Genomic DNA, 12,617 nt, shown 5'->3' on the forward strand with positions numbered 1-12,617 from the left:
TCATGGTCGGTCAGTTCGTACCGGCGACGTGTCATCCAGGGCTCCCTCAGTTTCGAGCCTTGAATCAGCCACACAGCAAAACGCCAACCAGATTTATGGCTTTGCCGCCTAGTCCTGTGCGGCCCGGTCGCGGAGGATGCCGAGGATCATGTTCTCCGCGGGGGCCGGGGCGCTCGCCTCGCGCGGGGCGGAACCCGGGAGCCAGAGTTCGAGATAGCCCTCCTTCGGCACCGGCGTGTGCCAGGTGAAGTTGCGCGCGACCGATCCGGTGGCGGTTGCGAGGGCCTGGGCCGCCTCGGCGTCGCCGGCGTGGAAATAGCGCACGTTGGGCCGTTCCTGCGCGACAGCGACACGCGCGCGCTGGACGTTCGGGAACCCGGCCGCCGCGATGGCGGCTTCGGTCGCGACCACGTCGCCCGTGGTGCCGCCGCCGGGGACGTTGACGACGACGCGGGTGCGGTCCCAGGTCGTGAGGACCGGCGCGGAGGCGGTGATGGGCGGCACGTCACCCGGACGGGCGAGCGGCCGGAGAGCCAGCGGGTCCGCGGGCGCCGCGGCGGGCTCGGGCGCGGCGTCCGGCGCCGGAGTTGGTGTCGGGGCGGCGGCCACCTCCGGCTCCGGGAGGGCGGGCTCGGGCGAGGGCATGAGGCCGGGATCGGGCTCCGGCATCGCCTGGGCGGCTGTGAGCTCCGTCTCGGCCAGCGGGTCCTCGGCCGACGCGGGGAGCGCGGTGGGCTCTGGCATGGTCTGGGGGAGCGGTGGCGCAGGGACGGCCTCCACCGCGGCGGTCTCGACGGAAGCGTCCGGTCCCGTGGCTTCCGCGGTGATCTCCCGGGGGGCGTCCGGTGCGACGGCGGGCGCCTCGGCAATGGCCGCCGGGGCCGGTTCGGCGGTCTCGGGCGCGGTCGGCGCGAGGAGATAGGCGCCGGCGACGACCGAGAGACTGGCCAGCACGACGCCCGCCGCGACCATGCGGGGGTTTCCGCGGCCAAAGCGCACCGCCCCCGTGATCCGGTCGGTGAGCGTCGCGGGGATCGTCACATCCGAGGCCAGAGCCGCGGCGCGTGCGCCGAGCCGGGACAGGAACGGCGGCAGGGCCGCGAGGCCCGCGAGCCACCGCCGCTCCGGGCCGGGCGCGATCTCGATCCGGGGGCGGCGTTTCCGGGGCGCCGCGCCGCGCCCGGATGCTCCGTAGGGATCGGAGGCGTGATGGCGGTTGTCCGGGCTGTCCGGCTCCTGGCCGCCAGCTCCCTGATAGATCGGTTCGTGATGGCTCGACTCGCGATCACCCGGTTCGCCCCAGGCCGGTTCGTCTTCCTCCGCCTGCGCCTGTGTTTCCCCCGTCTCGCCCGCCGCGCGGTCATCCGCCCGACCAGCCACCCCGTAAACCGCCTGCCCGTTCTCGGCGGCGCCACTTTCCGGCGTGTCGCCATCCGCGGTCACGCGGGCGAAGGGGGGGACGAAGACCGGGGCCTCGATGTCGCAGGCGCCCGGATGGGTCGGGAGGATCGGGGGCGTCGCGCGACCGTGCCGCGGAGCGGTCGTGGTACGTGTCGTCGGCTTGGTGGCCGCCCTGGTCGCCAGCGCGATCGCGCGCCGGGCGCGGGCGTCGCGCAGCCGCTCCTCGAAGGCGGCGGGATCGAGAAGCTCCGCCAATTCGCGCCAGCGCCCGTTGCCGGGCGAAACGCCGCCACGATTGAGTACAGTATGCTCTATCACTGCCTGCCCCCTTGCCTCTCTCGCCGGGTGCCAACAGGCCCCGATCTCTTTCGGCGGGTAATGCGCCGACTGACCGTCAGGCCGCCCGCGTTCATCCGCGGATCAGCCGTCCGGGTACCCCGTGAACCACCGCCTTTTTGCCTGCTCCGCGGGTCGGTTCACGTCATCCTGCTGATGAAACGCTAGGGGGGCGTACTCTAACAAGTCAAGGAAAGGTCTTGAGAACAAACGAGATCGGCAGGTATGTGCCAATCTCGCCACAGGTCGGGTCACGATCTTGATGGGTGACCGGGACGGCGCTCTATCCTTAGCGCCGACGCCTCAGGCGACGAGCGTCGCCTCCGTCGCGGCCCTGGCCTCGTCCTCGCTCACGCCATCGGCGAGTTCGATGAGTCTGAGCCCGCCCTCGACCACGTCGAACACGCCGAGGTTGGTGATGATTCGATCCACCACACCGGTGCCGGTCAGGGGCAGGGTGCATTCCTTGAGGAGCTTGGACTCGCCGTGCTTGGAGGTATGGTCCATCACCACGACGACGCGCTTGACGCCTGCCACGAGATCCATGGCGCCGCCCATGCCCTTCACGAGCTTCTTCGGGATCATCCAGTTCGCGAGATCGCCGTTCTCGGCCACTTCCATCGCGCCCAGGATCGCCATGTCGATCTTGCCGCCCCGGATCATGCCGAAGGAATCGGCCGAGGAGAAATAGGAAGTGCGGTCAAGCTCGGTGATGGTCTGCTTGCCGGCGTTGATCAGGTCGGCGTCGAGTTCCGCCTCGGTCGGGAAGGGCCCCATGCCGAGCATCCCGTTCTCGGACTGCAGCGTCACGTCGATGCCGTCGGGGATGTAGTTCGAAACGAGCGTCGGGATGCCGATCCCGAGGTTCACATACATGCCGTCGCGCAGTTCCTGCGCCGCGCGGGCGGCCATCTGATCGCGGTTCCAGGGCATCACTCTCGTCCTTTTCTCGTTTCGTCCCTCGGCGGGGCACATTCAGGCGGCGATGGGAGCATCCTGCCGGGCCCAGTCGAGGATCGACCGGAGGCAGAGGGCGCCGTAGCGGGCATTCATGTGAGAGACATCCTCGTCCGGATGCCGCTCGTTGTTCAGGCGGCTCGACCCCCTGGTGTAATCGCCGGAGGTCAGGCCGTTCGCCATCAGGGTTTCCGGCGGCTGGCGCAGGAAATCGATCCCGTGGCGCGCATGGGCGGCGGCCATGGCGATGAAGAGACGCTCGACCATGGCGCGCGCGCCATCCGGCCGGGCCACCACGGCGCGCCAGGGTGCCAAGAGCGGATTCGAGCTCGCTTCCGCGCCTTCGGCGGGCAGGGGACGGGGGAAGGCGGCGAGCCGCGGGATGCGGGTGCCGAACCACCGCGCAGAGGGCAGGGTCGCTTCCGCGTAGCTGTCGCAGAACGCCTCGAAGGCGGCGCGCGACATCCGCCGGGGCGCCCCGGCGGCGCGATAGCCATCGACGTCATAGGTGCCGATCACGGTCGCGAATTCGCTCTGGAGCAGCGATCCGCCATAGAGCACCACCGCGTCGAAGCCCGCGAGGGCGATCGAGGAGGCGCCGTTGATCTTCTCGGCGGTCTCGACGATCACGGGCTGTTCCGACCTGATCCTCGGACGCGGCGCGTAGACGAGATCGCCCTTCAGCCGGAAATGCCGCCGCAGCTTGTCGGGGACGGCGAAGAAGGTGAGATCGACGTTCTCCGGCTTCGGCGCCATCTCGTCCCAGGCGCGCTTCAATGCGCCGACATGGGAGTTGCCGACGATGGCGAGCCGGGTCATCGGGCAAAGGCCTCCAGCAGCTCTTCCTCGCAGACCACATCGGCCCGGCGCTCTCCCTGGGCCTCGCTCCGGGGGGCGTCCAACTGGGCCGCTGGCTTCCTGGGGCCGTCCGCGACCTTGACGCCATGGGCGCGCATGAAAAGGCCCATCGCGGCGCGCACCCCCTGGTCGGAGACTGAGCGGCGATCATCCTCGTAATAGGCGCCGCGCGCGTTCTGCGAGGTGATGATCTCGTAGGAGGGGAAGTAGTCGATGTCGTCGTATTTCGCGGTCAGCATGCCGCAGACCGCGCGCAGCACCGATTTGGAATAGCTCGTCGCGACCTCGACATGACCGCCGCTCGCCGTCGCGGCCAGCGGTACCGGCGAGACGGTGACGAGGAAACGCACGCCGGGATTCACCGCGCGGAGCCGATCGCGGAAGTGCTCGAAATCCGCCAGCACTTCGAAGGCGTCGTAGTTCTTGAAGGCATGAACCGCGGGATCGTATTCGCCGGCGATCGTGCCGGGCGCGGTCGGATAGACGGTGCCGGTCTCGCGGTGGACGAAGGCTTCGGTGAGGCCGAAGGTGAAGACGAAGAGATCGGCCTGGCGAAACACCTCGGAGACCGAGGCGAGATGCGCCTGCCGGTGTTCCAGCACCAGTTCCGCGCTCTCGAGCCCATCGGGCTCAACGTTCGGCCGCTGCGCGTCATGGAAACGCTCGCCGCGGCGCCAGACCGGATCGGCGGGGGTGACGCGCCCCTCGGCCTCGTCGAAGAGTTGCGCCAGTTGGCGCGCGGTATAGACATTGCCGTAGCGCGCCGAATAGAGCCGGTAGCCGAAGCGATGCGCCATCGCATCCGAGACCCGGGGCAGGGGTTCCGCGTCGAGCACGTTGAACCTCGCCTCGCGCAAGGTCCGGCCCACATGTTGCGCGAAGCAGCTTCCGGCGGTGACCACGCGCATGTCGCGCGTGACCGGGAAGCGCGGTTGAAAGAGATCGCCGGGATCGAACTGGTCCCGCCCCGCCACCGCGCCACGCCAGTAGGCGCGGCGGGGCAGTTTGGAATAGGGCGAGCGCGCCCGGGGCGGGGTCGTCTCAGTCATGATCAGGCGGCGCGGATCGTCCGCTGCTCGATGCGCTTCTCGAACTCGCCCTGGATAATGCGGTGGACGAAGATGCCGGGCGTGTGGATGCTGTCGGGGTCGAGGCTGCCCACCGGGACGATCTCCTCGACCTCGGCGATGCAGATCCGGCCGCAGGTGGCGGCGTTCGGATTGAAGTTCCGCGCGGTCTTGCGGTACATCAGGTTGCCCTGAGCGTCGCCCTTCCAGGCCTTGACGATCGAGAGGTCGGCGACGATGCCGCGTTCGAGGATATAGGTCTCCCCGTCGAATTCCTTGTGCTCCTTGCCGTCGGCGATGACGGTGCCGACGCCGGTCTTGGTGTAGAAGCCCGGGATGCCGGCGCCGCCGGCGCGCATCCGCTCCGCCAGCGTGCCCTGCGGGTTGAATTCGAGCTCGAGCTCGCCCGAGAGATACTGGCGCATGAATTCCGCGTTCTCGCCGACATAGGACGAGATCATCTTCCTGACCTGCTTGGATTGCAGAAGCACGCCGAGGCCGAAGTCATCGACACCGGCGTTGTTCGAGGCGACGGTCAGATCCTTGACGCCGGAATCACGGATCGCTGCGATCAGGTTCTCCGGGATGCCGCAGAGGCCGAACCCTCCGGCGGCGATCAGCATTCCATCCGAGAGCACCCCTTCGAGCGCCGCCGCGGCGTCTGGATAGACCTTCTTCTTCATCTGGATCCCCTGTTCGTCCCGCCTACGCGTTCCTCCCGACCTTAGTCTTGGAAGGCGCCGCCCCTGTCAAGCACCGGCGGGGTATCGGGCGGAACCCCCGGGTCAGAGCCGGTTGAGCAGCGCCGTCAGCTCCGCGCGGAGGCCCGCGACCTCGGCGGCGGCGGTCGAGCGCGGCTGGGTCTCGTTCGCCGTCTCCCCGCTCAGGAGTGCGCGGCTGTAGGCGAGGCGATTGCCGAGTTGCGTCGCGAGGAGAAGCGCGCGCGAGTCGCCGAGAAGCCCGAGCACCTCCTCGATAGAGCCATGGCGGGGCGGCACCCGATTGAGCAGGATGCGCAGTTCGGTCCGCGCCTTGCGCGAGGCGTCGAGCACGGAGGCGAGCGCCCAGACATCCATCGCCGATGGCTGGCAGGGGGCGATGATCAGGTCGCTGTCGCGGATCACGCTGTCGAGCAGGGTCGAGGCGGCCCCGGGGCAGTCGACCAGCACATAGTCATGGGTCCGGCGCGCGCCCTTGATGTCGGAGGAGGCGCGGTAGTCCTTCGTCTCGACGAGGGTCAGTTCGGGATCGGCGCGGACGCCGGCCCAATGGCTGAGCGATGCCTGCGGATCGAGATCGACCAGCGCAACGGACCGCCCCGCCATCGCCCAGGCGGTCGCGAGATGGGCGAGCGCGGTGGTCTTGCCCGAGCCACCCTTCTGCTGGGCGAACGTCACGACCTTTCCCATATGCTGGGCCTCCCCGCCGGTTTTCCTCTTTATATTGCGTTTTCGTGATCAGGGAAGCGGCAATTCGCTCGCTCCGGTCGCGGCCCGCTCGCGCGGCCGTCGCGCGAATGTCTATGGCGGGCCACGTGCGCCGGCACTAAAGAGGGGCCGCCGCCGACGGGAGATGAATAGCGCATGGCCAGGATCACCTATATCGAATACGACGGGACCCCGCACGAGGTCGAGGTCGCGAACGGGCTGACGGTGATGGAAGGCGCGCGCGACAACGACATTCCCGGTATCGAGGCCGATTGCGGTGGCGCCTGCGCCTGCTCGACCTGCCATGTCTACGTCGATCCGGCCTGGGTCGATCGCCTGCCGCCCAGGGACGAGATGGAAGCGGACATGCTCGATTTCGCCTGGGAGCCCGATCCGGAAACGAGCCGGCTGACCTGTCAGCTGAAGGTAACCGACGCGCTCGACGGGCTCATCGTGCGGATGCCGGAGAAGCAGATCTGAGCACCTGCCCGGAGACGCCGCGGGCCCTGTTCTTGGGATATACTTTCAGGCGTTTCCCGAAGGTGTTTCGCAGCCACTTTTGTAGACATGACGGTTCTCTGAACGGATGATGCATCCAAGAGAGGTGCATGCCGCGCGGCTGCTCCGTCCCCGGCAGAAGGGACGACCGGCGCGCTCGGATTGGCCGGCCTAGAAAGGCATCCCTTGGTCGCAACAAGGAGATCGTCGATGGCGGAAGCCGTTCATCCAGTAGACGAAATACTGCCGACGCCCAAACTCTTCACGCTCGGACTCCAGCATGTGCTGGTCATGTACGCCGGCGCGGTCGCCGTGCCGCTCATCGTGGGGCGCGCGCTGCAGCTGCCGCCGGAGGACGTGGCCTTCCTCATCTCCGCGGACCTCTTCGTCTGCGGGATCGTCTCGATCGCACAGTCCTTCGGCTTCACGCGCTGGTTCGGCATCAAGCTGCCGGTGATGATGGGCGTGACCTTCGCCGCCCTCGGCCCGATGGTGTCGATCGCCAACACCACTCCGGGCTATGAGGGTGCCCGGCTGATCTTCGGCTCCATCATCGGCGCCGGTATCCTCGCAATGCTGCTCGCGCCGCTCATGGGCCGGATGCTGCGCTTCTTCCCGCCTGTCGTGACCGGAACGATCATCCTCGTGATCGGCATCTCGCTCATGCGCGTCGGCATCAACTGGATCTTCGGCAACCCGGTCGGGCCGACCGCGCCGAAACTGATCGATCCGGCCTATACCGAATGGCTCAGGGCCGCGACCGACGCGGCGGCGACCGGCGCCTTGCCCGCCCCTCCGGCCGGTTTCGTGCCCGCGGCGACGATGAACAACGTGGCCTACGCGCCGCCCGTCAACATCCTGATCTCGGCCATCGTGCTCGCCGTCATCGTGCTGATCGCGCGCTACGCCAAGGGCTTCCTCGCGAATGTCGCCGTGCTCTGCGGCATCGTCGTCGGCGCCGTGCTCGCGACCATCTTCGGCATGATGCATTTCGACAAGATCGGCGAGGCGTCCTGGTTCGCGCTCATCACGCCGCTGCACTTCGGCATGCCGACCTTCGACCCCATCCTCATCATCACCATGACGCTCGTCATGATCGTCGTGATGATCGAATCGACCGGCATGTTCCTCGCGGTGAGCGAGATCACCGGCAAGCCGGTCGATCAGGCCGAACTGACCGCCGGCCTGCGTACCGATGGCCTCGGCACGCTGATCGGCGGGCTCTTCAACACCTTCCCCTATTCGAGCTTCTCGCAGAACGTCGGCCTGGTCGGCGTGACCGGGGTGCGCTCGCGGTACGTCTGCGTCGCCGGCGGGCTCATCATGGTCGTGCTCGGCCTCCTGCCGAAGATGGCGGCGCTGGTCGAGTCGCTGCCGACCGTGGTGCTTGGCGGGGCGGGGCTCGTCATGTTCGGCATGGTCGCCGCGACCGGCGTGCGTATCCTGACGGCGGTCGATTTCTCGAAGGGCCGCAACAACCTCTTCATCGTCGCGATCTCGGTCGGGCTCGGCATGATCCCGCTGGTGGCGCCGAACTTCATCATGTGGCTGCCCCATGCGATCCATCCGCTGATCGACTCGGGCATCCTGCTCGCCTCGATCGCCGCGGTGCTGCTCAACGCCTTCTTCAACGGCGCGGGCGGAACGGCGGAGGAGATGCGCGCCACGGCGATGGCGAGTGGCGACCACTGAGGCCACGCGCCCTGACAAGATCCGGCCGGCCGCTCCTTCGGGGGCGGCCGTTCTCTTTGGTCCGGGCGTGAACGAAAACAGCCGCCCCGAGGGGCGGCTGCGTAGGCTCCGATCGAACGTCTGGTCAGGCGAGCATGCCGAGCGGGTGTTCGAGGTTGTTCTTTACCGCCTCGAGGAAGCCGGCGCCGAGCGCGCCGTCGATCACCCGGTGATCGACCGAGAGCGTGGTCGACATGACCGTCGCGACCTTGATCTCGCCATCCGGCCCGACAACGGGCTTCTTCACGCCCGCGCCGACCGCGAGGATCGAGGCGTGCGGCGGGTTGATCACCGCGTCGAAGTTCTCGATCCCCATCATGCCGAGGTTCGAGATCGCGAAGCTGCCGCCCTGATACTCGTGCGGCGCGAGCTTGCGGTCGCGGGCGCGCTTGGCGAGATCCTTCATCTCCGCCGAGAGCGCGGAGAGCGACTTCGAATCCGCGTCGCGCAGCACGGGCGTGAAGAGCCCGCCCTCGATCGCCACCGCGACGGCGACGTCGGAGGGCTTCAGCTTGAGCACCCGGTCGCCGGCCCAGACGGCGTTGCAGTCCGGCACCTGCTGGAGCGCCAGCGCGCAGGCCTTGATGATGAAGTCGTTGACCGAGAGCTTCACGCCACGGCCTTCCAGCTCCTTGTTGAGCTGGGAGCGGAACTTCATCAGCGCGTCGAGTTCGATGTCGCGGCGCAGGTAGAAATGCGGGATCGTCGACTTGGCCTCGGTGAGACGCGCGGCGATCGTCTTGCGCATCCCGTCGAGCTTGACCTCCTCGTATTCCCGGCCGTCGTACATCGCCTTGATGGCGTCGAGCGACGGGCCGGCGGGCGCGGCGGCCTTCGCCGGGGCGGCCGCGGCGGCGGGAGCGGCGGCGGCCTCCGCCTTGGGAGCGGCGCCGGGCTTCGCGTTCTCGACATCCGCCTTGACGATGCGGCCGTTCGGACCGGAGCCCTTGATCGCCGAGAGGTCGAGACCTTTCTCCGCCGCGATCCGCTTGGCGAGCGGCGAGGCGAAGACCCGGCCACCGGAGGAAGTGGCGGGCGCCGGAGCGGGCGCGGAGGCCGGGGCGGCCGAAGCCGCCGCCGGTGCCTCGGCCGGCTTCGCCTCGGCAGCGGCCGGGGCGGCCGGCGCCGCGGCGGCGCTCGCGAGCGCGTCGGCCGATTCGCCCTCTTCGAGCAGGATCGCGATCGGCTCGTTGACCTTCACGCCCTCGGTACCCTCGGCGACCAGGATCTTGCCGACGGTGCCTTCGTCGACGGCCTCGAACTCCATCGTCGCCTTGTCGGTCTCGATCTCCGCGAGGATCTGGCCGGAGGAGACGGTGTCACCCTCCTTGACCAGCCATTTCGACAGCGTGCCTTCCTCCATCGTGGGGGAAAGCGCCGGCATCAGGATGTTGATGGACATGTGCCGCCCCCTTAGCGATAGGTGACCGTCTTCACGGCGGCGATGACCTCAGCCGTGGTGACGAGCGCGAGTTTTTCGAGATTGGCGGCGTAGGGCATCGGCACGTCCTTGCCGGCGCAGTTGATCACCGGCGCGTCGAGATAGTCGAACGCCTCCTGCATGATCACCGACGAGACGTAGTTGCCGATCGAGCCCTGCGGGAAGCCTTCCTCGACGGTCACGCAGCGGTTGGTCTTCCGGACCGAGGCGAGCACCGTCGCCGTGTCCATCGGGCGCAGCGTCCTGAGGTCGATCACCTCGGCCTCGACGCCTTCCTTGGCCAGTTCCTCGGCGGCCTGCAGCGCGTAGGTCATGCCGATGCCGAAGGAGACGATGGTCACGTCCTTGCCGGGCCGCGCGATTCGCGCCTTGCCGAAGGGAACGGTGAAGTCGTCGAGCTCCGGCACCTCGAACGAGCGGCCGTAGAGGATCTCGTTCTCGAGGAAGATGACCGGGTTCGGATCGCGGATCGCCGATTTCAGCAGGCCCTTCGCATCCGCCGCCGTGTAGGGCATCACGACCTTCATGCCGGGGATGTTGGCGTAGAGCGCGGCGAAATCGTGGCTGTGCTGCGCGGCGACGCGCGCGGCGGCGCCGTTCGGACCCCGGAACACGATCGGACAGCCCATCTGGCCACCGGACATGTAGAGCGTCTTGGCGGCCGAGTTGATGATGTGGTCGATGGCCTGCAGCGCGAAGTTGAAGGTCATGAACTCGACGATCGGACGGAGCCCGGCGAAGGCGGCGCCGACGGCGATGCCGGTGAAGCCGTGCTCGGTGATCGGCGTGTCGATGACGCGCTTCGGACCGAATTCGTCGAGCAGTCCCTGGCTGATCTTGTAGGCGCCCTGATACTCGCCGACTTCCTCGCCCATCAGGAAGACGTCGCCGTTGCCGCGCATCTCCTCGGCCATCGCGTCGCGCAGCGCTTCGCGGACCGTCTGGGTCTTGAAGGTCGTGCCCTCGGGCACCTCGGGCTCGGCCTTCGGCGGCTCGATCACCTCGGCGGCGGGCTGCGCGGCGATCGGCGCCTCCGTCTTCGGGGCTTCCTCGGCCTTCTCGGCGGCGGGGGCGGGGCCGGCGGCCGCCTCGGCGGCGGAGGCGTCCTCGCCCTCGGCGAGCATGACGGCGATCGGCGTGTTGACCTTCACCCCCTCGGAGCCCTCGGGGACGAGGATCTTGCCCATCGTTCCCTCGTCGACGGCCTCGAATTCCATCGTCGCCTTGTCGGTCTCGATCTCCGCGAGGATCATGCCGGAGGTGATCTCGTCACCCTCCTTCACCAGCCATTTCGCGAGAGTGCCCTCTTCCATCGTCGGCGAGAGCGCCGGCATCAGGATCTGCGTTGCCATGATTTCGCTCCCTTAGGCGTAAACGTCGGTCCAGAGTTCAGCCTCGCCGGGTTCGGGGCTGTCCTGGGCGAACTGTGCCGCTTCGTTGACGATCGCCTTGGTTTCGCGGTCGAGCCCCTTGAGCTCGTCCTCCGTCGCGAGCTCGCCCGCGACCAGCATGTCGCGCACGTGATCGATCGGGTCGCGCTCCTCGCGCATCTTCTGGACTTCCTCACGGGTCCGGTACTTGGCCGGGTCCGACATCGAGTGGCCGCGGTAGCGATAGGTGTTCATCTCGAGGATGTAGGGGCCCTCGCCGGCGCGGCAGTGGGCGATCGCCTTCTCGGCCGCCGCCTTCACCGCGAGCACGTCCATGCCGTCCACGGGCTCGCCCGGAATGCCGAAGGCCTCGCCGCGGGTATAGAGGGCGGGGGTCGAGGAGCCGCGCTTCAGGCTCGTGCCCATCGCGTACTGGTTGTTCTCGATCACGAAGATGCAGGGCAGTTTCCAGAGGCTCGCGATGTTGAAGGTCTCGTAGACCTGGCCCTGGTTCGCCGCGCCGTCGCCGAAGTAGGCGAAGGAGACATTGTCGTTGCCGCGGTACCAGTTCGCGAAGGCGAGACCCGCGCCGATCGGCACCTGCGCGCCGACGATGCCGTGGCCGCCGTAGAACTTCTTCTCCGATGAGAACATGTGCATCGAGCCGCCCTTGCCGCGGGAGTATCCCCCCTCGCGGCCGGTCAGCTCGGCCATCACGCCCTTCGGGTCCATGCCGCAGGCGAGCATGTGTCCGTGGTCGCGGTACGAGGTGACGCGCTGGTCACCTTCCTTGGTCGCCGCCTCGATACCGACGACGACCGCCTCCTGTCCGATGTACAGGTGGCAGAATCCGCCGATCAGGCCCATGCCGTAAAGCTGGCCCGCCTTTTCCTCGAAGCGTCGAATCATGAGCATGTCGCGGTAGTAGGCGAGAAGCTCGTCCTTGGACGCATTCGGCTTGGCGCTGGCACGTCTTGTCGCAGCCATCAGTTCCCTCCCCCAGGGATCAGGATAGTTTAGCATTAAACTATTCGATTATAGCGGGCTCCGCGCCGGATGAAACCCCCTGAATCGCATTGATGTGATGGTCAGCGGATAATGATCTCGTCCGGGCGGGCGAGTCCCAGCACCTGGCGGGCGCGTTCGTCCAGAAGTTCGAGGTCGACCGAGCCGGTCGAGAGGCGCCGGGTCTTGTCGGCGAGCGCCGCCCGCTCCGCCCTGAGCGCGTCGAGTTCGTCCTGAAGGCCGCGGGCCTCGGCTTCCACCTGGAACAGACGGAAGAGCCCGTATTCGCCCTGAAGCGCGGCGAAGGCGAGATAGCCGATGAGCGCGACCACTACGATCACGAAGATCGCTCCGCCCGCGCCGCCCCGGCGCTGTTCGAGATCGTGATAGCTCACCTGGTACTGCCCGCCCTTGTTTCGCGGCAGCATGCCAAAGATCCGGGGGAAAGGGAATCCCCCGGATCGATTTCAATCGCTTGTGGAGCGCGAGGCACGGACCCGCCGGGCCGGACGACGCCGGTCCGGCC

Annotated in this window: 12 protein-coding genes; 2 read left to right on the top strand and 10 right to left on the bottom strand. The window is 67.9% G+C overall.

Features of this window, described 5'->3' with window-relative positions; all coding sequences use genetic code 11:
- Window positions 1–108 precede the first annotated feature (108 nt).
- The 6 genes from ACLJK8_RS13325 to ACLJK8_RS13350 form a co-directional block, all read right to left on the bottom strand.
- Window positions 109–1,719: a hypothetical protein gene (locus tag ACLJK8_RS13325; RefSeq protein ID WP_413150774.1), complete on the bottom strand. Its 1,611-nt coding sequence runs from the start codon at window positions 1,717–1,719 to the stop codon at window positions 109–111.
- Between the two features lie 321 nt (window positions 1,720–2,040).
- Complete coding sequence (locus ACLJK8_RS13330; protein WP_413150775.1) at window positions 2,041–2,670, bottom strand: 3-oxoacid CoA-transferase subunit B; 630 nt, start codon at window positions 2,668–2,670, stop codon at window positions 2,041–2,043.
- Window positions 2,671–2,712: 42 nt separating this feature from the next.
- Window positions 2,713–3,513 (bottom strand): hypothetical protein, encoded by an 801-nt coding sequence (locus ACLJK8_RS13335; RefSeq protein WP_413150776.1) that lies wholly within the window; start codon window positions 3,511–3,513, stop codon window positions 2,713–2,715.
- On the bottom strand, window positions 3,510–4,601 hold the full coding sequence (locus ACLJK8_RS13340) for a GSCFA domain-containing protein (RefSeq protein WP_413150777.1): 1,092 nt from the start codon (window positions 4,599–4,601) through the stop codon (window positions 3,510–3,512). Before ACLJK8_RS13340 ends, ACLJK8_RS13335 begins: the two co-directional genes overlap by 4 nt.
- A gap of 2 nt (window positions 4,602–4,603) precedes the next feature.
- Window positions 4,604–5,302, bottom strand: coding sequence for a CoA transferase subunit A (locus tag ACLJK8_RS13345; protein ID WP_413150778.1), 699 nt, complete (start codon window positions 5,300–5,302; stop codon window positions 4,604–4,606).
- Window positions 5,303–5,404: 102 nt separating this feature from the next.
- Entirely contained in the window at window positions 5,405–6,028 is a 624-nt protein-coding gene (locus tag ACLJK8_RS13350; RefSeq protein ID WP_413150779.1) for an AAA family ATPase, read from the bottom strand.
- 174 nt (window positions 6,029–6,202) lie between these two features.
- Here ACLJK8_RS13350 and ACLJK8_RS13355 point away from each other — a divergent pair, with 174 nt between their 5' ends.
- Together ACLJK8_RS13355 and ACLJK8_RS13360 are read left to right on the top strand one after the other, a co-directional pair.
- Window positions 6,203–6,526, top strand: coding sequence for a 2Fe-2S iron-sulfur cluster-binding protein (locus ACLJK8_RS13355; RefSeq protein WP_413150780.1), 324 nt, complete (start codon window positions 6,203–6,205; stop codon window positions 6,524–6,526).
- Between the two features lie 228 nt (window positions 6,527–6,754).
- Entirely contained in the window at window positions 6,755–8,236 is a 1,482-nt protein-coding gene (locus ACLJK8_RS13360) for a nucleobase:cation symporter-2 family protein (RefSeq protein ID WP_413150781.1), read from the top strand.
- Between the two features lie 124 nt (window positions 8,237–8,360).
- On the opposite strand, the gene ACLJK8_RS13365 is transcribed toward ACLJK8_RS13360, so the two are convergent.
- The 4 genes from ACLJK8_RS13365 to ACLJK8_RS13380 all read right to left on the bottom strand — a co-directional run bounded on the left by ACLJK8_RS13365 (window position 8,361) and on the right by ACLJK8_RS13380 (window position 12,519).
- Window positions 8,361–9,677: a pyruvate dehydrogenase complex dihydrolipoamide acetyltransferase gene (locus ACLJK8_RS13365; protein WP_413150782.1), complete on the bottom strand. Its 1,317-nt coding sequence runs from the start codon at window positions 9,675–9,677 to the stop codon at window positions 8,361–8,363.
- A gap of 11 nt (window positions 9,678–9,688) precedes the next feature.
- On the bottom strand, window positions 9,689–11,068 hold the full coding sequence (locus ACLJK8_RS13370; protein ID WP_413150783.1) for a pyruvate dehydrogenase complex E1 component subunit beta: 1,380 nt from the start codon (window positions 11,066–11,068) through the stop codon (window positions 9,689–9,691).
- A 12-nt stretch (window positions 11,069–11,080) separates the two neighbouring features.
- Window positions 11,081–12,073 carry a pyruvate dehydrogenase (acetyl-transferring) E1 component subunit alpha gene (gene pdhA, locus ACLJK8_RS13375; protein WP_413150784.1) on the bottom strand — a complete coding sequence of 331 codons (993 nt, stop codon included), beginning with the start codon at window positions 12,071–12,073 and terminating at the stop codon, window positions 11,081–11,083.
- A 101-nt stretch (window positions 12,074–12,174) separates the two neighbouring features.
- Entirely contained in the window at window positions 12,175–12,519 is a 345-nt protein-coding gene (locus ACLJK8_RS13380) for an FtsB family cell division protein (RefSeq protein WP_413150785.1), read from the bottom strand.
- Window positions 12,520–12,617: the final 98 nt, after the last annotated feature.

Source organism: Amaricoccus sp. W119, from assembly GCF_047275745.1.
GTDB lineage: Bacteria > Pseudomonadota > Alphaproteobacteria > Rhodobacterales > Rhodobacteraceae > Amaricoccus.

Bases quoted from the DNA above. Each gene is read 5' to 3' on its own strand.
- pdhA (WP_413150784.1), bottom strand. From the start codon at position 12,073: ATGGCTGCGACAAGACGTGCCAGCGCCAAGCCGAATGCGTCCAAGGAC.
- ACLJK8_RS13360 (WP_413150781.1), top strand. From the start codon at position 6,755: ATGGCGGAAGCCGTTCATCCAGTAGACGAAATACTGCCGACGCCCAAA.
- ACLJK8_RS13330 (WP_413150775.1), bottom strand. From the start codon at position 2,670: ATGCCCTGGAACCGCGATCAGATGGCCGCCCGCGCGGCGCAGGAACTG.
- ACLJK8_RS13345 (WP_413150778.1), bottom strand. From the start codon at position 5,302: ATGAAGAAGAAGGTCTATCCAGACGCCGCGGCGGCGCTCGAAGGGGTG.
- ACLJK8_RS13355 (WP_413150780.1), top strand. From the start codon at position 6,203: ATGGCCAGGATCACCTATATCGAATACGACGGGACCCCGCACGAGGTC.
- ACLJK8_RS13370 (WP_413150783.1), bottom strand. From the start codon at position 11,068: ATGGCAACGCAGATCCTGATGCCGGCGCTCTCGCCGACGATGGAAGAG.
- ACLJK8_RS13350 (WP_413150779.1), bottom strand. From the start codon at position 6,028: ATGGGAAAGGTCGTGACGTTCGCCCAGCAGAAGGGTGGCTCGGGCAAG.
- ACLJK8_RS13365 (WP_413150782.1), bottom strand. From the start codon at position 9,677: ATGTCCATCAACATCCTGATGCCGGCGCTTTCCCCCACGATGGAGGAA.
- ACLJK8_RS13335 (WP_413150776.1), bottom strand. From the start codon at position 3,513: ATGACCCGGCTCGCCATCGTCGGCAACTCCCATGTCGGCGCATTGAAG.
- ACLJK8_RS13380 (WP_413150785.1), bottom strand. From the start codon at position 12,519: ATGCTGCCGCGAAACAAGGGCGGGCAGTACCAGGTGAGCTATCACGAT.
- ACLJK8_RS13340 (WP_413150777.1), bottom strand. From the start codon at position 4,601: ATGACTGAGACGACCCCGCCCCGGGCGCGCTCGCCCTATTCCAAACTG.